The organism is Brevibacillus dissolubilis (genome assembly GCF_006170445.1).
In the GTDB taxonomy this organism is placed as follows: domain Bacteria; phylum Bacillota; class Bacilli; order Brevibacillales; family Brevibacillaceae; genus Brevibacillus_B; species Brevibacillus_B dissolubilis.
In genome coordinates, this window is record NZ_VCNA01000002.1 from 829,790 (window position 1) to 850,264 (window position 20,475).

At 49.6% G+C, this 20,475-nt stretch carries 13 protein-coding genes; 1 reads left to right on the forward strand and 12 read right to left on the reverse strand.

Annotation, left to right across the window (positions count from 1 at the left end; genetic code table 11):
- Nucleotides 1-261 precede the first annotated feature (261 nt).
- From FGI41_RS05900 to FGI41_RS05945, 10 genes are all read right to left on the reverse strand, one after another.
- Complete coding sequence (locus FGI41_RS05900) at nucleotides 262-1,353, reverse strand: SDR family oxidoreductase (protein ID WP_139489005.1); 1,092 nt, start codon at nucleotides 1,351-1,353, stop codon at nucleotides 262-264.
- 103 nt (nucleotides 1,354-1,456) lie between these two features.
- Entirely contained in the window at nucleotides 1,457-5,635 is a 4,179-nt protein-coding gene (locus FGI41_RS05905) for a S8 family peptidase (RefSeq protein WP_139489006.1), read from the reverse strand.
- A gap of 133 nt (nucleotides 5,636-5,768) precedes the next feature.
- Nucleotides 5,769-5,999, reverse strand: a complete 231-nt coding sequence (locus FGI41_RS05910) for a TrmO family methyltransferase domain-containing protein (protein ID WP_139489007.1) — start codon at nucleotides 5,997-5,999, stop codon at nucleotides 5,769-5,771.
- Between the two features lie 166 nt (nucleotides 6,000-6,165).
- The gene (locus tag FGI41_RS05915) at nucleotides 6,166-7,401 is read right to left on the reverse strand and encodes an outer membrane protein assembly factor BamB family protein (protein WP_176560133.1); all 1,236 of its coding nucleotides are present in this window, start codon (nucleotides 7,399-7,401) and stop codon (nucleotides 6,166-6,168) included.
- A 122-nt stretch (nucleotides 7,402-7,523) separates the two neighbouring features.
- A complete protein-coding gene (locus FGI41_RS05920) occupies nucleotides 7,524-8,717 on the reverse strand; it encodes a two-component system sensor histidine kinase NtrB (RefSeq protein WP_139489009.1) in 1,194 nt (397 codons plus the stop codon).
- Between the two features lie 251 nt (nucleotides 8,718-8,968).
- Complete coding sequence (locus FGI41_RS05925) at nucleotides 8,969-10,894, reverse strand: ABC-F family ATP-binding cassette domain-containing protein (protein WP_139489010.1); 1,926 nt, start codon at nucleotides 10,892-10,894, stop codon at nucleotides 8,969-8,971.
- Between the two features lie 83 nt (nucleotides 10,895-10,977).
- Nucleotides 10,978-11,193 carry a WYL domain-containing protein gene (locus FGI41_RS05930; protein WP_139489011.1) on the reverse strand — a complete coding sequence of 72 codons (216 nt, stop codon included), beginning with the start codon at nucleotides 11,191-11,193 and terminating at the stop codon, nucleotides 10,978-10,980.
- A 152-nt stretch (nucleotides 11,194-11,345) separates the two neighbouring features.
- Entirely contained in the window at nucleotides 11,346-12,593 is a 1,248-nt protein-coding gene (locus FGI41_RS05935) for a sensor histidine kinase (protein ID WP_176560134.1), read from the reverse strand.
- A gap of 75 nt (nucleotides 12,594-12,668) precedes the next feature.
- Nucleotides 12,669-14,324 (reverse strand): YifB family Mg chelatase-like AAA ATPase, encoded by a 1,656-nt coding sequence (locus tag FGI41_RS05940; RefSeq protein ID WP_139489013.1) that lies wholly within the window; start codon nucleotides 14,322-14,324, stop codon nucleotides 12,669-12,671.
- A 286-nt stretch (nucleotides 14,325-14,610) separates the two neighbouring features.
- The gene (locus FGI41_RS05945) at nucleotides 14,611-16,548 is read right to left on the reverse strand and encodes an alpha/beta fold hydrolase (RefSeq protein WP_176560135.1); all 1,938 of its coding nucleotides are present in this window, start codon (nucleotides 16,546-16,548) and stop codon (nucleotides 14,611-14,613) included.
- Between the two features lie 217 nt (nucleotides 16,549-16,765).
- Between FGI41_RS05945 and FGI41_RS05950 the strand changes: the two genes are divergently transcribed.
- Nucleotides 16,766-17,926: a sensor histidine kinase gene (locus tag FGI41_RS05950; protein WP_176560136.1), complete on the forward strand. Its 1,161-nt coding sequence runs from the start codon at nucleotides 16,766-16,768 to the stop codon at nucleotides 17,924-17,926.
- Between the two features lie 126 nt (nucleotides 17,927-18,052).
- On the opposite strand, the gene FGI41_RS05955 is transcribed toward FGI41_RS05950, so the two are convergent.
- The gene (locus FGI41_RS05955) at nucleotides 18,053-18,583 is read right to left on the reverse strand and encodes a YfiT family bacillithiol transferase (protein ID WP_139489016.1); all 531 of its coding nucleotides are present in this window, start codon (nucleotides 18,581-18,583) and stop codon (nucleotides 18,053-18,055) included.
- A gap of 105 nt (nucleotides 18,584-18,688) precedes the next feature.
- Nucleotides 18,689-20,059, reverse strand: a complete 1,371-nt coding sequence (locus FGI41_RS05960) for an acetylornithine deacetylase (protein ID WP_139489017.1) — start codon at nucleotides 20,057-20,059, stop codon at nucleotides 18,689-18,691.
- Nucleotides 20,060-20,475: the final 416 nt, after the last annotated feature.

Here is a 20,475-nt window from a genome sequence, read left to right on the forward strand (position 1 = left end):
TTTTGTAGAGCATATTTCCAGTCCTGTCTATTGATGATGAGTGCTTTCCTAGTATATGGCTTGTATTTCCAGTTATTTCTCACTAAATAATATATGAAGAATTTCCGACAATATAAATAGACGTTCGTTTTTTTTCTCATTCGTTTGGCCTGATCAGAAGTAGGGATCAGGTCTTTTTTTGCGCGAAAAAAGAAGGGTAGCCAGTTACCCTTCTTGATGCAGTGTCCATCTTTATCATTGTCAATCACATTCTCCTTGTTGCTACGTAATCATGATCGCCTTTTCAGGATCTGCCCGATGCTCCTGGTAATAGCCTACAATCGCAGGCAGATAGCTAGACAGATCCGGACATGTAATCCCTGCCTCTGTCAGATCGGCCTGTGCCTGTGTGTTGTCATAATCGCCTTCAACGTTAAAGTAGATCAAGGTTTCTCTTTCAATCCCGATCCATTGACGCAGTGCGGGGATGCTGAGTGCGGCGGAGGCCATGCTGGTTGGAAGCATCCATGTGGGCTCCTTTTGCAAAAGCTGCTTGGCGATCAGTTCATAAGCTCGTTTGGCCCGGTATGGATTGGGGTCGGTGAGATGATAGACATTGTCCACCGATTGGCGTGAGTGTGCAAGATGGATCGTGGCATCGATAATATAGGTGACCGGGACGATATTGAAGAGTCCATTGCCTTCCCCTACATAAGGAATCGGGAAGCGGCTGAAAAAATCGAGGAATCGCATGATAAAATACGGGCCGTCGAATTTGACCGTCTCCCCCGTATTGGCATCCCCGACGACGATCCCCGGACGGATGATGGTAGTCGGTGCTTTGGCTCGGATGGATTGAACGAGCACCTCGGCCTCGTATTTGGTAGATTCGTAATGATTCTTAAATGCCTGCCCCATCGTAAGCTCGTGCTCATAGATTTTGCCGACACGGTCACCGGAGACATAGGCGGTGCTGAAATAGATATAGCGCTCCAGCTTCTTTAGCGTGAGCACCCAGTTGTTAACGTTTTGGGTACCGATCACATTGACCTGATAAGCGAGGTCCTTTGGTACGGCGAGGTCATAGATGGCGGCCAGGTGAAAGACGTGTGTGATACGGTTTTGCAGCAGGGTATGAACATCTGGGGGAATCGCCAGATACGGCTGGGTGATGTCGCCTGCGATCAGTTCAAATTGCTCTGGTGTTCCATGACCTTTATTTGTAAGCGCTTGCAGTTCTCTTTTTGCCTTGTCCATCTGGCTAGGATGTACCAATAGGGCAAAAGAGGCGTGCCGGTTGCGGATCAGCAATGCTTTGATCAGACGAGTCGCTATAAAACCGGGAAATCCGGTGAAAAAGTAAAATGGCTGCATACGCTCTCCTCCTTTTGTTGCCATCATATGTCTGTCCAAATTTCATAAGAACAAAAACCTTCGGAATCGAAGCACCCCGAAGGCTTTTGCGGTTTCATCGTTGTTATTTTTGCACGGTAATCGTCTTCTTGGTCTGGATTTTAACCGGCTGGGTCAGCACCCATTCCAGTGAGTACGTGCCTGCCAATGCTTTTTTCGGAAGTGGGAACGAAAAGGTCTCCCAGTTGCTGGCGAATTGGTTGTTCAAAAGCACCTGTTTTCCCTGAACCAAACGAAGTGCTGGCTTGAAATCCTGCACGACGATCGGCCAAAATTCACGGCGCTCTGCGTCATAGGCGTGAAGCACTTGGTGACCAGAGGAATTGGTACGAAGGCGAAACGGTGTGCTCAAGTGGTGGAGCGGATTTTCGGTGACCTGCAGGAGACTGACCAACCGGTTGCCATTGTGATCCGTGATGGTTACCTTGCCTTCCACCTGTTCATTTGGCTTGAGGGTGTCTTTGGTAGTGATGAGTTGAACGTTGAATGACTCATCCGGTTGGAACAGATACCCTTCCGCATCCCGTATTGGGGTTGTGTCGTAGACATAGAGCAGATTGGAGTCCCCCTGCTGCTTCATGCCAATCGCGTAGAAATCATAGTTCCCCTCTGCGATGTAGACTGGGTGCTCCGGCTTGAGTGAGAAGACCGCGAAATCATCCTGCACGGAGGCATTCTGCTCGCGCAAGGCTATGTTCCACGTCATGTTTTTACTCTTGGAGGTCAGCTTGATCGGCTTCATACGGCTGAAATCAGGCTGTATCATCACAGTCTGGCGGTCTGTGCTGATCGTAATCTCGCTCTGGTACAGGTATGGCTTCGTCCCGTTGGTTTTGGTAGCGATGATGCGGTAGACACCTTTTTCCAGCAGGGCGGTCTTGTTCGTCTCCGCCGTCCCAAAGACAAGCAACGGCTGGTTGCCCTTCATCACCTGCAGCACGGTATCGGCTTCGGCTTGGAAATGGACTTCACTTGGCCGCTCCTGCTTTTTCCGCAGGTCAACGGTAAACGAATTGGACGGGAGCGTGACGGTCCGCTCTACAAAAATCCCCTTCCAGTCGGTCTGAAAAGCGGTCATCTGGATGATGTAGGTCTGGCCCGCACTCAAGCCTGCCAGCTGAATTGGCACTTCGCGGAGATTCTGCTCCTCCTCCTCTTCTGCAAAATCGTGAAAATAGGTGTAATTGGCCACCACTTGTCTGGTCGTCGGATGAAGGGCGTGTACATCGACATACAACAAGCCTTTTGCGTTCGGGGAGATCAGTCTCATCTGGATCGAATCGAGCGGCTCGAATGCAATGTCTTTGAGCTTGAGCGTCGAAATCGAAGCATACGGTAATGGCACAGAGCCAAAGTCCACCCAGACTTCGTAGAATCCGCTGGTGATCTGGCTGGCATCCGGAAGCGTGAAGCTGTCTACATCTGCAGGGCCTCGCCATACCTCTGTTCCTTTTTCATTTTTTACAACAGCGTGAAAACCTGCATTGGTATTGTCATCGACCGTAACCTCTTCGTTGTTGATCGCGAGCAGCCTCTGGTTTTTACTTGGAGTGATCCATTGATTCGTGAGTGAATTGCGGAATCGAATGGTCTGTCTGTCCCAGCCCGTTGACTCTCCGGGATTGAGCAGCTGCATATCGCGCAACACGAACTCTTTGCCAAAATGAAGTTCTACATTAAGAAAGACGCGATCCCCTTGATGAACCATCACCTTCTCATCCTCATCCGGCAGTACACGCAGATTGGCTTCAGTTGGAACCGTGATCCGGTTGAGGCGGCTTCCGTCCAGCTTTCGGGTGGAGTCAATGGTATAGCTCCACTTCCTAGAGCCTTCCGACTGGAGCAGCTGGAGAGAGTATCCGCTCATCATCAGCGAATTAGTTCGGATCGTTGTGCCGTTTTTGACAGGGATGGCCGGGTCGATTCCACTGCTGAATTCATGCGGATACCAGTAACCCTCTTCCGCCCAGCCCGGCAGCGAAAAGGTGAGCGGCTGTGCATCAGTCAGACTAAAATGCAGATCATTCTGCCCCTCCCTGACGGTAAACGGCTGACGCAAGAAAAAATTCTGTCCATCGGTTCGCATCCGCACCGCATAGCCGACATATTGCCCAGGCGGAAGCTGAAGCCGTGCCTTACTCTCGTCTTCATTATTCACGTACACAATGAAAGAGGTGGCTTCTTTTCCATGCAAAACAGGTGAAAAGGCGAACACCACATCTTCATAGGCACGCCCGTGTTCGGTCACATCTACTGTAACTGGCTTGGTATGAGAGGCGTTCAGGGTGATCAATCCGATGTTGCCATTGACCTCTTGGTAGCTGAGATAGGTCCGGTCTTCCTGGCTACTGTCAAACTCCGCGACGACTACATAGCGCTCATCCGGAAGAAAAACAGAAGACGGAAAATAGACCAAGCCTTGGTCATTGGTATAGTCGCTACCGATCAGGTTGTAAGAGCCTTGTGATTGTGCTGTGTCATCCGATGCTGATTCATCATAGCGAAGCACCGAGACGGACGCTCCATGTTCTGCGTATCCATACTCGTCCAGCACGCGGACGCTCACACCTGTCGTATTTTGATTGCGTACCATCAGTTGCAGGTTGAGCGGATTACCGATCGGACGGTTGGTTGCATCCATGGCTTGCAGCAAAAAGCTCTGTTCTCCATCTGCCACCTGTGCTGAGTTCCAGACGAACGAAGCTTCTCCATTGTACACAGATGCGCTCGCGAGCACTTGTCCCGCTACGGTGCTGAGGCGAACGATCGGGGCATTCTGTGACATTCGTACACGGAACGAGACATGTCCCGTCACCTGTTCCCGCGGGTTGGGACTGATCAGTTGGATCGGCGATGTCTGTACGTAGCTGATCGCCTCTGCGATCTGAACTAAGCCATACCCGGTGTTTTGGTCGGCTCCGGCCTGATCGATGTCCTTCGCGGTCTGTTCCAGAGCGGTGCGTACCTGTTGGGCTGTCCAGTTGGGATGGGAGAGCTTGACTAGAGCAGCCGCCCCAGAGACATAGGGTGCCGCCATCGACGTACCCGATTCGTATCCATAATCGTCTTCCGTCAGGGTTGAGAGGATCTGCTCCCCCGGTGCGGCCAAATCAATCGGACTTCCATAGTTGCTAAAGACAGATCGGCGTTGCTGCTTATCTATAGAAGCAACTGCAACAACCTCGGGAAATTTGGCTGGGTAGTAACCGTCTGTGTGGACTCCTTCGTTGCCTGCTGCCGCGATGACCAGCACACCCTTGTCGGTAGCACTGCGGATCGATTCTTGGATCAGCCGGCTGTTTCCGCTGCCGCCAAGGCTCAGGTTGATCACATCAGCACCCTTTTCCACCGCCTTATCAATGCCGGTGGCGATGGAATAACTGCTGCCGTAACCCGAATCATCCAGCACTTTGATTGGCAAAATTCGGACATCTTCCTCGCCGGCCACACCTGCGATTCCAACTCCATTGTCAGCCTGTGCGGCGATAATCCCGGCTACATGTGTTCCATGTCCTTGTTCATCTAATGTATCGTAATTATCATCCACGGTATTATATCCGTCCAACACACGTTCGCTCAGGTCGGGATGGGTAAAATCCACACCCGTATCGGCTACGGCGACAATCACGTGCTCTTTGGGGTTGCTCCAGGAGGCGAGCTTCTGCCAAGCCTGCAGAGCACATACAGCGGTATGCCCCCATTGCTGATCCAGCCTCGGATCGTCTGTTGGGCGGGCAGTCGTGTAGGTATCTGCGGTCTTGTAGGTATAGTTTGGCTCGACAAAAGCGATGGACGGATCCTTCGCCAATTCATCGGCGACCTGTTGGCTTTTGGCCGGGGATACCTTGAGCAGCATGGTTTGCTTATGACGCTTCACAATCCGCAGAGTCGCGTCATAGGAGGAGGTGATACGGTCAGGGAGTGGTTTGGAAGGTTTATATTGAACGATCAGCTCGCCTGAACGGGCGGCTAGGTTCGAGTTTGTGCTGTTCGCCGTATTTGCAGTTCCGCTTATGAGCCCAGATGCTGCGTATGTTGTGTCTGCACGGTTCGTAAAGTCCGCTATTGCGTCTGCTGAGTTACTAAAAAACAACGACTCCATGTATGGTGATGGTGCCACAGTCTGGCTGGTTGTTGTGTCTGTCGTGTTGTAATTGGCATGCGCGTAGCCGGGGAATGCAGTTCCCGCAAGCAATAGCGGTATCATGATCGCCTTGACCAGACCTAGTTGGAATATTCTCATGAGTGGCACTTCCCTCTGGATTGGTAAAAAAATGCGGACTACTAGTAAATTTTACACGGTTCTGCATTTTCAACAATAATTCGTTAGTCCTAGTTACTTTGACTAAAAAACCGCCTTGCCATGGCAAAACGGCTTAGAAATATCCGACCAACAGTCTATCCACCCACTCTGGAATTCGGGCATCTTCAATCCGGTCAAACTGCGGAAAGTAGGGCTTGATATCCAATACGGGCGTTCCCATGACCGCGTCCAGCCCTTTTACCTTGAGTACGTTGCCCTTGATTGCGATCATCTTGACTGCTGTCAGTCCAATCGGATTCGGATGATGCTTCGGGCGCCGGGCAAACCTATCAATCATAAGCATGTTTCGTTCTACTACGTTACAACATTCGGTTCATCATCGGGAAAACCCTGCTCGATCTCATCATTAATATAAATGAAATGACTACAGATAAAAACGCCGCCTGCCTGCATCACTCGTTGCAAACGGACGGCGTTCCTTCTATTTATCCTACTACCTGTAAACGATCCTACTTGTTCCCAATCGCATAAAGTCGGCCGCTTTTCGACGCGACATACATGACCCCGTTGGCACCGATTGCCGGAGATGCAACAGACATGTCACGCACGGAGAAGACCCAGTTGCGGCTTCCTGAAGGTGTCAGTGCATGAACCCGTCCGTCCCCTGCAACGACATAGATCAGACCGTTCGCGCCGATAATCGGAGAGGCCGCGATGTGATGACCAGTGGTAAATACCCAAAGCTGCTTGCCTGTTGAGCTGATCGCATGGAAGGTTCCTTTTGCTGTTCCTACATAAATCGTTCCGTTGGCTGCCAGTGCAGGGGCTTGCGTGATGATCGTACCTGTTGGATGCGACCATTTTTTCACACCTTTATTGGTCAAGGCATGCAGGTTACCGTCTTGGGAGCTGAAATAAATCGTTCCGTCTGAAGCGATGACAGATGACGTGTTAACCGGAGATTTAACATCATATACCCATTTTGGTCGGCCTGCTGCTGTCAAGGCGTGAAACTTGCCGTCTACCGAACCGAAATAGACAGTACCGTCCGCGCTGATCGCCGGAGATGCGGTGATCTGTCCGTTGGTTGGATAGTTCCATTTTTTCTTACCATAGCGGTCAAATGAATATAAAAGGCGGTCGCCTGTACCTACATAAATCGTTCCATCTGCTGCGATGGATGGCGAGGATGTGATCTCTCCCTGCAATGTTACCGTCCATTTGAGCGTACCGTTCGGGTTGATTGCGTACAGCTTCTTATTGGAAGTTCCTACATAAATCGTACCGTCCGCACCCAAGACCGGGGATGATTTGATATCACCATCTACAGGGAACACCCATTTTTGCGTGCCGTTGGCTTTGACTGCATACAGCTCGCCGCCCCACGCCCCTGTTCCGAGATAGATGGTACCGTCACGACCGACGACCGGTGCTGCGATCACTTCCCGACCAGTCAGGAATGCCCATTTTTCTACTGGATTGGCTGGTGCTACATAACGGGATTGACGTGTCCAGTTAAAGGAAGATGGTTGGGCAGCCGATTTGTCATAGGCCCCTGCTTGAAACCCAGCCCCCTGGCTAAACGCAGCCTGAGGGGAAGCGGCATGTACGTTGGCCGTCGGGAATGAGGCCAGTTCAGGAGTTACCAATCCGCCCGTAACAAGTAAAGCACTGACTGTCAGAGTACGAATGATTTTTGCAGAATGATTTTTCAGGTTGTTTTTCTGGTTTGTTTTCATATTCATCTTCTTAATCCCTCCGTTGTGCTTCTTGACGCTGTCTAGACGGAATATATGCCCAATAAGTTGCAAATAAACCAGAAATTTTTGTTCCATCAAGCACATTTTCCCATAAAGAAAAAGCCTCTTCATAGAGAAGAGACTGCTGAAATCAGCGGTAATCGGACTTCCACCTTGGTACCTCGGTTGATCAGGGACTCGATTGCAATCGTCCCTTTCATCTCTTCCACCAACCGTTTACAGATGGACATGCCCATACCCGTTCCTTTTTCTGTTGTATTAAAGAAAGGTTCAAAAATATGTTTGAGACGCCCTTCAGGAATCCCACGCCCATTGTCCCGGAACATAATAACCATCTGTTCATTGGAATGATCCATCACCGTCTCCACAAACAGATGCCCGCCCTCGTCCACGGCATCAATGGCATTCTTGATCAGATTGAGACAGATCTGCTCGACGTAAGAGGACACTCCGTTAATCCAACACTGATCTTGCGGATAGTAAAAATGCATATATACATTTTTCTCATAGACAAAAGACTTCGCAATCTCATAGACCCGATGAAGGGTGGAGGTCAAGTTGACGGGGCCCAGCTCTTTTTTTATCGTGTCATTCTTGTTCGACAAGATTAAAAAGTTTTTGACTAATCCCTCTAGAGAGGCAATCTCCTCTTTGCAGACCTGTATGTAGTGTAAAAACATCGTCGGATCAACGTTTCTCTGCTCCACGCTTTTCTCCATCAGTTGCAAAAAGCCTTGAAAAGAGGTAATCGGATTGCGGATCTCATGGGCGACCCCAGCCGCCATATGTCCCATGATATTCTGTGTCTGCATGCTGAGACGATGGATCTGGTACTCACGCGCATCCAGATAACCTAGCACGATCCCATTGAGCTGGGTTCCCGACAGGTCAAACTGCCGCTCAATTAAGAAGTCTTTGATCGCCGAGTCTACAGAACTGACCCCAAGACTATCCATGACACGGTACATGTTGCTGATCACATGCATACGCAGGTTATGTGACAACTTCAAGATCAATTCCTTGCTGATCTGTTTTCCCTCGGCATAAGCATGTCCTCTTTCATAACACTTGGCTTCCATTTCCATCTTATACTGCTGATAATCCGTCTCTTCAAAAAAGAGTGCATGAAAATTCTTCTCTACACCCTCTTTGATCAGATCACAATAAATCTGCTCAATACCTTCCAATCCCTGAGACACCCTGACGTCCAGCTCGATTTCTGCCAAATGAGTTTCCAAGGCTGTCTCCAGTTGCTTGAGGAACAGGGGCAACAATTTTTCTTTCCATTCAATTAGGTTCATAGTTCCGACTCCTAGACCTTTGATCAGGCACAAACATCCGTTGCACTCAAGTTCTTTTTGTAAAGAATATGCATAGCTTTAGTAAAATTCTATACAAAATTTAGGAGTTAGCGCAAGCAAATCATGTCAAATTTTTCTAAAACTTTATGAAGTAGTGGATTCTGTTCAACATGATAGAAGAAAAGTCGTTTTTGAGCAAGGAAATGGAGTGTGGGACCATTCTTCCAGCCCGGGAGAATGGTCCTTTTTTGCTATTTGCTGCTCTCAATCTCTTCGACCAGCTCAGCCAACTCCGTCCAACGCTCCATCGTACGTTCCAATTCTGCATTTACTTGCTGCTCTTCATCGAATAATTTCTGTGCCTTTTCAAAGTCGCTGCCAGCCTCGGTGATCTCGCGGCGGATTTGGGTCAGACGCTCTTCCAGACCCGCAATCTTTTCTTCGATTCCGTCCCATTCTTTCTGGTCTTTGTAGGAAAGCTTTTTGGTACGGTTACCACGGTTGGCTGATTGCTTGGCTTCATCGGCTTGCTTCTGTTCTTTTTCCAGTTTGCGTTCAAGCGCTGCTTCGGCTTCTTTTTCGATGCGGCTCTCTTCGAGGTATTCGGAGTAGTTGCAGTTGTAATGGTGAATCTGTCCCATGCCCTCAAATGCAAGCAGATGATCCACGGTCCGGTCCAAGAAGTAGCGGTCATGAGAGACTGTCACAACGGTTCCAGGGAAATTCTCCAGATAATCTTCGAGAATCGTCAACGTCTGGATGTCGAGATCGTTGGTCGGCTCGTCCAAGAAGAGTACATTCGGTTCACCCATCAAGGTACGGAGCAAATAGAGACGGCGGCGTTCTCCACCGGAAAGCTTACCGATTGGAGTCCACTGGGCACTCGGAGTAAACAGGAAACGCTCCAGCATCTGGGACGCGGTAACGGTAAAGCCATCGGCCAGCTGGACACGTTCTGCTACTTCTTTGATATAGTCGATCACACGCATCTGCTCATCCATCTCAACGGATTCCTGCGTATAGTAAGCCAGCTTAACGGTCTGGCCTACCTCAATGACACCTGAATCAGGCTGGATACGTCCCGCAAGCATGTTCAGCAGTGTGGATTTGCCGCTGCCGTTCGGTCCGATAATCCCGATACGGTCTCCCGGAATAAAAATGTAGCTGAAATCCTTCACCAGCTGTCTGCCGTCGTAAGACTTGCTGATATTCTCTACTTCCATCACTTTTTTACCGAGTCGGCTTGCACCCAGTGCGATATCCATGCTGCTTTGCTGCCCGTCCACTTTGCGGTCGCGGAGCTCTTCGGCACGTTGGACACGGGCTTTTTGCTTGGTGGTACGTGCTTTGGCACCACGTCGCAGCCATGCCAGCTCACGGCGCAGGAGATTTTGCCGCTTGCTCTCTGCAGCTGCCTCATGCTCCTCCCGCTCTGCTTTCTTTTCTAAAAAGGTTCCGTAGTTGCCCTCATAGCTGTAGAGCTTGCCACGATCCAATTCCAGAATACGGTTGGTCACACGATCCAGGAAGTAACGGTCATGGGTGATCAACAGGAGCGCACCCTTGAACTTGGACAGATAACTCTCCAGCCATTCAACCGTATCGTTATCAATATGGTTGGTCGGCTCGTCAAGAATCAGCAAGTCTGCCGGTTGGATCAGCGCACGCGCCATCGCTACCCGCTTGCGCTGTCCCCCGGAGAGTTGACCGACGGGCTGAGTAAAATTAGTGATCCCAAGCTTGGTCAAGACCGTCTTGGCATTGGTGCTCGCATCCCATGCATTCAGTGCGTCCATGCGTTGTTGCGATGACAACAGGCGTGCTTGCTTCTTCTCATCGTCTGCATGATCTTGCAGGTCGGAGAGCGCCTGCTCGTAATCACGAAGGGCCTGCATCAATGGTGTGTCACCGTAGAAGACCTGCTCCAGCACCGTAGAAGCGGGATCAAACTGCGGATTCTGCGGCAGATATTCGATCTGAAAACGGTTGGCGTGAAGAACCTTGCCCGTGTCGGCAGTCTCTACTCCCGCAATAATCTTGAGCAAGGTGGATTTTCCCGTCCCGTTGACGCCGATGATCCCGATTCGTTGCTGCTCGGATATGGTAAATGAGATATTTTCAAACAATACTTTTTCTCCAAAGCTCTTGGAGATATTTTCAGCGGTTAAGATATTCACAAATAATCAGCCCTTACATTCTAGTCGTAGCATCACCTACCATTGTACTGAATCAAGGGCCATAAGAAAACCATAATTACCGATTAACTCACATGACGATTCCGAACTGGTGCGATTGCCAGAATATGATCGGTATTAAACTGACGAATTGCTTGCCGTGTAAAACAAAAAGCCTTAACCTTGTTGCCTTCGATTGATGCAAGCTTTAGTTTGCGTTGACTGGTTTTTCCCGTACGATCCAGATAAATGATCTCAACCAACTGTCCCGAAGCTAAGTAACGATTCAACTCACGCACCATTGCAGATTCCTCCGTTCGCGTTTTGTTCTTATAATCAGAACGTTTGTTCTCATTATATGCGAACAACATGCGCACACGCAATCGGTTTCTTGCTGTTTTTTTATAAAAAAAGACGACATGGGCTGTGGTCGTCTCTTTGCTGTAAGCATGGTTTATACGGTTGTCCGGCCAGGTTCTTCTTTGACTGTGCTTGGTTCACTTGGTTGCCCTGCTTGTTCGGTTGAGCGCCAGTCTGTCTGTTCCCCTGTCCGTTCGTCTGGCAACGCTTTTGGCAGGCTGAGACGAAAAATCGCACCTGTCTGGCTTGGTACAAGCTCGATTTTGCCATGATTTTTCTCGATGATCTGTTTGCAGATGGCAAGCCCTAAGCCTGTGCCGCTTTTTTTGCTGCTGACAAATGGGTCGAACAGGCGGTCTTGCAGCTCAGCGGGAATACCTGTGCCGTTGTCAGCGACAAAAAGCCAGAGATGGGTCTCATCCTCATAGCTGTTCACGGTAATCCGTTTCGGATAGGCGGCATGCTCCAGAGCTTCTATACTGTTGCTGATCAGGTTAAACAATACCTGCTGGATTGCCGTCTTCTGTGCCTCAATGAGCGACTCTGAATTAATCTCTACCTGTATATCCACCTGTTCATTCAGCAGACGCGGATGGATCAGGCGCATGACGTTGTCAATGATGTCCTGCGTGGTACAGATCACCGTGACCTCCTCCACCTCGTTATTTTTGGAGAAGCTTAAAAAACCTGAGATATGGCCATACAAGCCATTAAACTCATGCTGAATAATATCCAGATAGGTTTCCACGCTGGCCAAGCCTTCTGGTGAAAGGGTACCGCGGATCATTTTTAGAAATCCCTCAATGGCAAACAGCGGGTTCCTCAATTCGTGAACCATGCTGGCGGCCATTTTGCCCAACAGACTTAAGCGGTCTTTATGAAGCTCATGTATAGTCTGGTCGCGCTCCTCGAGCAGGTGCTTGCTGTAATCCGAGTAGCTCTCACAGATCATCTGTTGGATCTTATCAATCCGTCTATGTATCTCGCGGCTGGCAGACAGGATATCAGCCCCTGACAAATCGGTCTCCATGGAATGCTTCTCGATGCAATCCAAAATAGCCTCGCGCCACATATGTGAGCTATGCAACAGATAGGTCAATGGGGTCTGTTGCTGGGCGTGGTACTTGCATAACATGGGGATGAATTCAAATGACGAGTGCTCCCCCTCGGGAATGTCTAATTCGGTCAGCATCTGGAAGTATGCCAAGCCATTGTTGCGCAGAATCGATGTATGATAACGGCCGGGTAGTTCCTGTTCGACTCGGTTTAGCCAATTCTCAATAATTTGATCTTTGTTCGTTTGGAGAAAAGATTGAAACCACGGCATTTCGTTCATAACCATGTGCACCACTTCCCTAGATATACATGCAGGCTGCGGGTGTCCCAAAACCTTTTCTCCCATTATATCAATTTTTTTCTAGTAAGAGTAGGTACCATTGACTCCCCCACGGTCAAGGGCACGGTACCGGATCGCCTCCGCCACATGAGTGGACTCGACTTGTTCTGTCCCCTGCAAATCGGCAATCGTACGCGCTACTTTGATGATGCGGTCATATCCGCGAGCACTCAGCCCCATTTTTTCAAAAGCAAGCTTCATCAGCTCCTGTCCGTCTCTATCAATCGGAACGTACTTGCGAAGATCACTGCCTGTCATGCCGCTGTTGTAGCAGAACCCCTTGCGTCCCTGAAATCTCTCCGCCTGCATCAGCCGCGCCCGCTCGACACGCTCTCGGATCGACTCCGATGACTCTTCCACCTGCCGCTCCCCTAACAAGTCGACTGCGACACGCGGGACCTCCAAGTGAATATCAATCCGATCCAATATCGGTCCGGAGATCCGAGAGCGGTAACGGTGAATCTGCTGGGGGGAACAGGTGCATTCCTGCTGGGCACGTGTTCCGTAAAAGCCGCATGGACACGGATTCATCGAACCAACCAGTAAAAACTGTGCAGGAAATACATAACCCTGTTTGGCCCTCCCGATGGTGATCTGTCCTGCTTCCAGCGGCTGGCGCAGCACCTCGATGACATGACGGGAAAACTCGGGGATCTCGTCCAAAAATAAAATGCCGCCATGAGCGAGACTACACTCACCGGGACGCGGGATCTGTGCCCCTCCCCCGGCTAATGCGGCGGATGTAATCGTGTGGTGCGGAGAGCGTATGGGACGCTCTTGGATCAGGCCGCTACGGTGGGTGAGATAACCTGCGATACTGTAGATTTTGGTCACTTCAAAGGATTCGTCCCGCGTCATCTGCGGCATGATGGTAGGCAGACAGTTGGCTAACAATGTCTTGCCAGAACCCGGCGGGCCGACTAACAGGACGTTGTGAAAACCAGCGGCTGCTACCTCCAAGCCTCGTTTGACAAAGGTCTGACCAATCACGTCTGAGAAGTTGTATTTGGAATGGTGAGGCGGCTGGAATGGGGCTGAAGATGATGGTTGTAAATCATCGGCGCGTGGATGATATTGGGCATCAGGGTCAGGTTGGTTGGTAATGTGGATGGTAGGCGGGGTGTTCGTTGTAAAATCTGAACAGTCGTCTATTCCGTTGTCCTTATTTTCTTTTGCAGGCTTCCAGTAACTCACAGCTTCCTTTAAATTATGTGCCGGCATCACCTGCAGCTCAACCAACCTTGCTTCTTGAGCATTACCAGCTGGAAGCAGGGCGTGTGTGAAGCCTTGTTTTTTGGCTTCTAATAAAATAGGCAGTACGCCGGGGATTGGACGTAATGACCCATCCAGGGCGAGTTCTCCCAGAATCATCGTGCGTTCGTTGCGCAAAGGAAGCTGTTCGGAGGAAAGCAGGATTCCCAGAGCAATCGCCAGGTCAAAGGCAGAACCCTCTTTTCGCAGATCAGCAGGAGCCAGATTGACCGTAATCCGCTTCATTGGGAATTCAAAGCCGCCATTGCGGAGTGCGGCTCTTACGCGGTCGCGGGATTCTTTGACGGCTGAACCGCCAAGGCCGACGATATCAAACTGGGGCAGGCCATTCGCGAGATCCACTTCGACTGCAACGGTGATGCCATCTATACCATGAACGGTTCCTGAGAAAGTGCGTGCGTACATATGCTACTCCCCTTTTTATCTATTATGCTAGAAAAAGACAAAGGGGTTTGCAAGAAAAGTTGCGGGGAACTGGCACCAGAATTCACTGTACAAGATTCGCCAAAAGGGAATGGGGCAAGCCGGATTTATCTTAGCTCTATTGATGACTTGTACAAGCTTGAGCAACTGATTGTAACCGCTTATGAAGAGGCGGATCATAAAGAATAGAAGTAAAAAACGAGGCCGTTTCCCCACATCCAAAGGGAAAACGGTCTCGTCCTCTTTTAAGCCATTATTCTATCTTTTTTTACTCAGGCTTCACGCGCTCATTCACCTTTTTGCCTTCCAGCTCAAACGTGGATTCGCCTTTGTTCACATTCACTTTCAATTTCTCACCTTTTTTCACTTTCAAAGGCTCCAAGAACTTGCGCTTGGTTTTCTCGCCTTCGTTGGTGCTGGTTTGATAGAGCTTGCGGGAGAACTCGGCGTCAGCTTTGCCGGAAATAAGCTCGATATCATAATCCTTAGCCGAGTCGACGACGATCTGAATACCAAGCAGGGAAGCTTCGCCTTTGTCGCTGTTGAGCAGGTTGGCATAGCCGAGGGCATCTGTGGCATCGCCTTCGCGTTGGATGACAGCGCCGCCTTTTTCTGTGACGGTGATGGTGAATTTGTCTTGGTTTCCGGTCTTTTTGTCTGTCACAGAGATGACGTATTCGCCGTCAAGCTGCTGGGTGACGAAAGACAGGGCGTCACGGGTCATATTTTTCAGAGCCGCTTTGCTGTCCTTGCTCACACCACGCTCATCCATAGCTTGTGGCGCTTGGGCGTCCGCTTTTTGCTCATCGCTCACCAAAGAAGAAGCGGTTGGAGCGTATGCACCTTTGCCATTGATAAAGTTCATGATATGTGGAAGGGCGTAGATCGCTGTATTGGAGCCTGGGTCAAGCATGTCGACGTGGATACCGTCACCGCTTGTGTCTGTGATATAGGTAGCCGTAATATTGGTTGAGTGTGTAAAGCTCGGGTTGGAGCTGTACGCCGGAACCGTACCGTCACCGTCTGCATAGCGGTACTCGATGTCCGTGTAGTCGCCATTCCAGAATGAATGGGTTTTGACTACCGCATAGCTCACCTCGGTCGAAGCACCTGTTCCGATGATGCTGTGGAACGGTACGGGAACAGCCGCTTGGGAATCCCATGTGACGTACGCGCTGTCTGCTTCACTCTCAAGTGCATTGTTGTATTGATAGGTCTTGGCAAGTGTGTGAGCTGCCTCTGGTGTACGGGATGGTGCCAGATAGGTTTCCTTGGTCACACTGCCCCAGCCGTCGATCCAGACTTCTTTTTCGATTACCGTTCCTGCGTAGGCGGTTGTGCGCTGCAGTTCGGATTCGCCCTTGAGCGGTGGGCTCATCATGTAGAGAGACGGGCTGTTTTTGCTGATTTCGTATCCGGTCATCGGGCTGATTCCCAGACCAAAATAGTAAGCGTCCATGTCATAGCCGCCAAGCGTGCTAGAAGAAGCACGTACCGCTTTGGCTGCCCCAAGGTTAGGCGCACCGACGAAGACAGCGCCTGCCACTTTGCCTTGATAGGTCGGGTTCATTTCGAGGAAGTGCTTAATGATTTGCGTCCCTTGGCTGTGACCGATCAGGTAGACTTTATCGGAGCCAGATTGAGAGAGTGCGTAGTCGATCCGGCTTTTCATCATCGCAAAATGATCACTGTAGCGCAGACGCCAGTCATATGCGACACCAAACAGTGTGCGGCCCGCCACGTAGCCTTTTGCCTGAAGGTCTGTGATGAATTTTTCGTAGATCGGCTGATCCCCTACTTCACGGATGCCTTGCAGGTGGTCTTGATAGGCACTGATATTGCCCCGGTGTACATATGTACCTGCCGCGCTGTTAAGCAGTGTTCGGCCATCTGGTTGCAATTGAAGATGGTAGAGAAGCTCATCATCATCAATATAGGTGCCATACCAACGATCTACCCATACTTGTGTCTCATCGTAGTTATAGCTGTTGCTGCTGCCGTTGAACTGAACACCGCCGGTACCTGGGACAAATACGATCGGACGGAGTGCCCCATCAACCGATACTTCAGCAGATGGAATTTGTTCATTGGTTACGCTTTCACTTGCATACGCTTTGCTCGTTGCCACAGGTGTCGAAGTCACGGAGAATACACTGGCAAACGTAGCGGCAGAGAGCAGATAGAAAACCGCTTTGTTCTTCATCATTTCCCTTCCTCCATTCATGTTTTCATACATAAATAAATAACAAACCAGAATCTATCATAAATATAATATAAATGTTAGGATAATGAAAGAATATTTTCAATGATATGGTAATTGGAACAATAGAATAAGAGCCTTTCTCTCTGTGAAAGTTTGACAAGAAATGCTAATATAATAGTAATAACGAACGAATTTAGGGGATATTATGAGGCTCGAAGATATGAACAAAGAATTATTAGATGTCTTAATATGTAGTATTCCGTCGATAGTCGAGCATCATTTTCATGACATGCTAGAGTTGCAGGGCGAATATGCGCTCTACTATTCCAATAACCATGAGGCCTTGAAGCGGAGTTTGGAAGGTCTTATTTTTAATTGCATCCAGAGTCTCTTGCTTGATGACGATGGTTTTGAACGATTTGCGGAAGCGCTTGCCGAAGAATCCTACCAGGAGGGTCTGCAGGCCGCACTCAATCAGGATTTTGTTCCCCATGTTATTTTGGAGTCGAATCATAATCTTCGGATTCATATCTTTGACCATCTCTTCCCGATCATTGATAAAATGATTCCCGACCCGGCTGTACGGATGATTATGACGGGACGGATCAACAATATGGCGAGCACCCGTTTTAAAAACTACTATCTGGGTTTTATCCCGATGAAAGACAAGCAGATTACCAGCCTGCATCAGCAGAAGCTCTCGATCATCGGACAGATGTCAGCCGGGATGGCACATGAGATCCGCAATCCGCTGACCACCGTACAGGGATTTTTGCAGTTTATGAAGGAACTGTTCAACAAAGATACGGTGAACAAGGACGACATCCTTTTTTACCTGGACCTTTGCAAAAATGAGCTGGATCAGATCGAAAGTCTGGTCAATGACTTCCTGCTGCTGGCCCGCAAAAGCGAAGCCGTCAAAAAAGAGATCACTACACTCCACATCTCAGACATCCTCCACCGCGTACAGGAATTATCGCGCTATTATGCCGTGGAAAAATCGATCTCGCTGGATTTTGAATACCATCATGGTGAAGTGGAGATTCTCGGTGTCCCGACCTATATCGAGCAGATCTTTTTAAACATCATTAAAAACGGGATTGATGCAAGTCCGAACAACAGCCTGTTTAAAGTCAAAACCGGCATCAATGAAGAGAATCAGACCATGGTAACGAGCTTTATCGACTTCGGGCCTGGGATTCCTGAATCAGAGCTGGTCAATATTTTTGAACCTTTTTTCACCACAAAAGAAACAGGCACAGGCATGGGGTTAGCGATCTGTAAGGAACTGGTCGACTTCATGGGTGGCAGCATCGAGGTCGAATCCACCATCGATGTGGGTACAGTGTTTCATGTACAGTTGCCACTGGCCCATACATAAGAAAAGCCATAAGGATGGATCTCCTTGTGGCTTTTTTTATTGGGGCTGGATGTGGCCTCCTTCTACTTGGTATGTATCTATGTGAACGTCCACTGGCTCCACGCCTGGTCGCCGTACATCCCTACGCTATTTCCAGCCTTCCCGCTCTTTTAATGTCGTGATATGAGCAATATGATGCTCGCTGTGCCAAGCGTACAAGGCCAACGCTTTTTTCAAATCAAACAGGGCGTTGTGCTCGGGATGGCGGAACTCGCGCTGGAATTGTTCCTCGGTAAGGGATGTGAGCAATATGGTCCAACGCTGGTGCAGGGCATCGAGCAGGGCAAGCGACATCTCGATTGGTGTCTCGCGTGAGTCGCCAAGCTCTGCCCAACGCGCTTCCTCATAAGGCCGAATGGTAGGTGTCTCCTCTGTCAGCGTCAGTTTAAACCGGATGAAACTGTTCATGTGACTGTCTGCCATATGATGAACCACTTGTCGAACCGTCCAGCCCTCAGGTCGATAAGGTGTGTCAAGCTGGTCATCTGTCAGCCCCGCAACCGCCTGACGCAGTTTGGCTGGTGTGTCTTGGATGGTTTGAATCCATTCTTGGATTTGCTCCGGTGCAGCTGGTCCCTCATAGCGGAATGGACCGATCGGAAAACGCAGGTCGTTCATGCGGGAATCCTCCTCTTGTTTCACGTTCTTCTGGATTTTTCTGCTCTTTCTATAGTTTAGACAGTTATCTAGATAGAAGAAAGGGGAAAAAACAGATCAGATGCATCACTTTTTTCGATTGCACCACTCCGCGATCGTAATCGCCATCACCTTGGCAAACTGAATTAACTGCTCCACACTTACCTTCTCATCCACGGCATGTGCATCCTCCAGTTTCCCCGGCCCAAACAAAACGGTCGGAATCCCCGCTCTGCCTAACCAGCCCGCATCGGTAACCGTGGTCGTCATCCCGATGGTCGCTCTCTCTTCACTCACCTGCTCACAAACCGATGCCAACAGCTGTGTCCCCGGATGGTCCGGATCGATCTCCAACGATGGAAAAATCTCTCCCCGCTCCTCAATCATCGACTTGCCGCCCCAGCGAAACACAGGTGGATTCTCCCGCAGCCACGGATCAGCATCAGCCACGCGACAGATGTGTGATTCAATCTCTTCTATAATTGATTCATAATTTTCATTCGGATAGAAATGCACGGTGATCCATAACGCGCAACGATCCGCCACAAAAGCCGCATGACGACCGCCTTCAATCACGGCCGGATTAATCGTATTCGTACCCGCCGGAAAACCTGGATAGCTTTTCGTCACCGCCCAATGACGCTCCAGCTCTTGCAGGCCCGCGATGATTTTCATCATTTTTTCAATGGCACTCGCGCCTTTGACCCCTCCGCCGGCATGGATCATTTTAGCCCGGATGCCGTCGTGGTAGGTTTCTTTACTCTGAATCGTAATCCAGCCGGTAATCACTCCTCCCTGCCCCTGAATATGCAGGTCACTCGTATCGACAACGATGGCAAAATCCGCATGGTAGCCTTTTTCCATGCAAGACAACGTCCCTGCCTCACCTGCCTCCTCTCCGATCACCGACTGAAATTGCAGATCACCTTTTAACTCAATTCCAAGATCACACAGCACTTTGATGGCGAACAATGCGCCTGCCAAGCCGCCCTTCATGTCTGCCGTCCCTCGGCCATAGAGATATCCGTCACGAACGACAGCATCAAACGGTGAATGCGTCCACTCCGAGTCATCCCCCACTTCGGCCACATCCATATGCCCGTTGATGATCAAGCTCTGATAACTGTCCGATTGTGTGCCGGTAAGGATACCGACGACATTGGGGTCATTAGGGTATACGTCCCAACTGGTTGTCTCAAAACCCAGGTTGTCCAGATACTGCTGCAGAAAGGCCTGAGCCTCAACCGTATTGCGGGCTGGTGGACTGACTGTTGGATAAGAAATCAGTTTTTTAACCAGTGCAAGGTATTCGTCCTGACGGCGGTTTATTTCCTGGGTGATACGTGATAAGAGATTGGGGTCGGTATGGGTTAGCTGGTTGGTTGGAGTTGAATCGTTAGTCCGAGTTGCGCGGTCTGTCTGACTGATTTTCTGATCCTTTTCATGTTGGTTAATCATGCAGTTCCTCTCTCCTCCTGTTTTCGCTTGTTTCACATATCTTGTTGGAGTCACGCGAAAAGTTCCCTTTACGGAAAAACGATATGAGCGTTCATTACCCTCTCTTCTTTTTTGTTTCATACGATCGAGAAGCTCTCCGTATTAATAAATATCAATACGACCAAATTTTGTTCATACCATAATAAAAAACCGCTCCCCGTGAAAAGAGGAGCGGCAGTAAAAACAGGAAATCATCAGCTGTTTTTTCAATCGTCATCCGCTTTCCTACGCTGGTATCATCCAGATCAGGTGGTCAAGACCCTATTTTGTAGACAGTAAGAAAAACCCCGGCCGTTAGGCCGCAAGCTGACGCCTGTATTCTATAGGGGTCAGCTTGTTTAATTTGATTTGCAGACGCTCTTCATTGTAAAAACGGA

Excerpts from the sequence above, each read along its gene's own strand:
- FGI41_RS05950 (WP_176560136.1), top strand. The coding sequence starts at position 16,766 with ATGAACAAAGAATTATTAGATGTCTTAATATGTAGTATTCCGTCGATA.
- FGI41_RS05940 (WP_139489013.1), bottom strand. The coding sequence starts at position 14,324 with ATGTACGCACGCACTTTCTCAGGAACCGTTCATGGTATAGATGGCATC.
- FGI41_RS05960 (WP_139489017.1), bottom strand. The coding sequence starts at position 20,059 with ATGATTAACCAACATGAAAAGGATCAGAAAATCAGTCAGACAGACCGC.
- FGI41_RS05935 (WP_176560134.1), bottom strand. The coding sequence starts at position 12,593 with ATGGTTATGAACGAAATGCCGTGGTTTCAATCTTTTCTCCAAACGAAC.
- FGI41_RS05910 (WP_139489007.1), bottom strand. The coding sequence starts at position 5,999 with ATGCTTATGATTGATAGGTTTGCCCGGCGCCCGAAGCATCATCCGAAT.
- FGI41_RS05955 (WP_139489016.1), bottom strand. The coding sequence starts at position 18,583 with ATGAACGACCTGCGTTTTCCGATCGGTCCATTCCGCTATGAGGGACCA.
- FGI41_RS05930 (WP_139489011.1), bottom strand. The coding sequence starts at position 11,193 with ATGGTGCGTGAGTTGAATCGTTACTTAGCTTCGGGACAGTTGGTTGAG.
- FGI41_RS05905 (WP_139489006.1), bottom strand. The coding sequence starts at position 5,635 with ATGAGAATATTCCAACTAGGTCTGGTCAAGGCGATCATGATACCGCTA.
- FGI41_RS05900 (WP_139489005.1), bottom strand. The coding sequence starts at position 1,353 with ATGCAGCCATTTTACTTTTTCACCGGATTTCCCGGTTTTATAGCGACT.
- FGI41_RS05915 (WP_176560133.1), bottom strand. The coding sequence starts at position 7,401 with ATGAATATGAAAACAAACCAGAAAAACAACCTGAAAAATCATTCTGCA.
- FGI41_RS05920 (WP_139489009.1), bottom strand. The coding sequence starts at position 8,717 with ATGAACCTAATTGAATGGAAAGAAAAATTGTTGCCCCTGTTCCTCAAG.
- FGI41_RS05945 (WP_176560135.1), bottom strand. The coding sequence starts at position 16,548 with ATGATGAAGAACAAAGCGGTTTTCTATCTGCTCTCTGCCGCTACGTTT.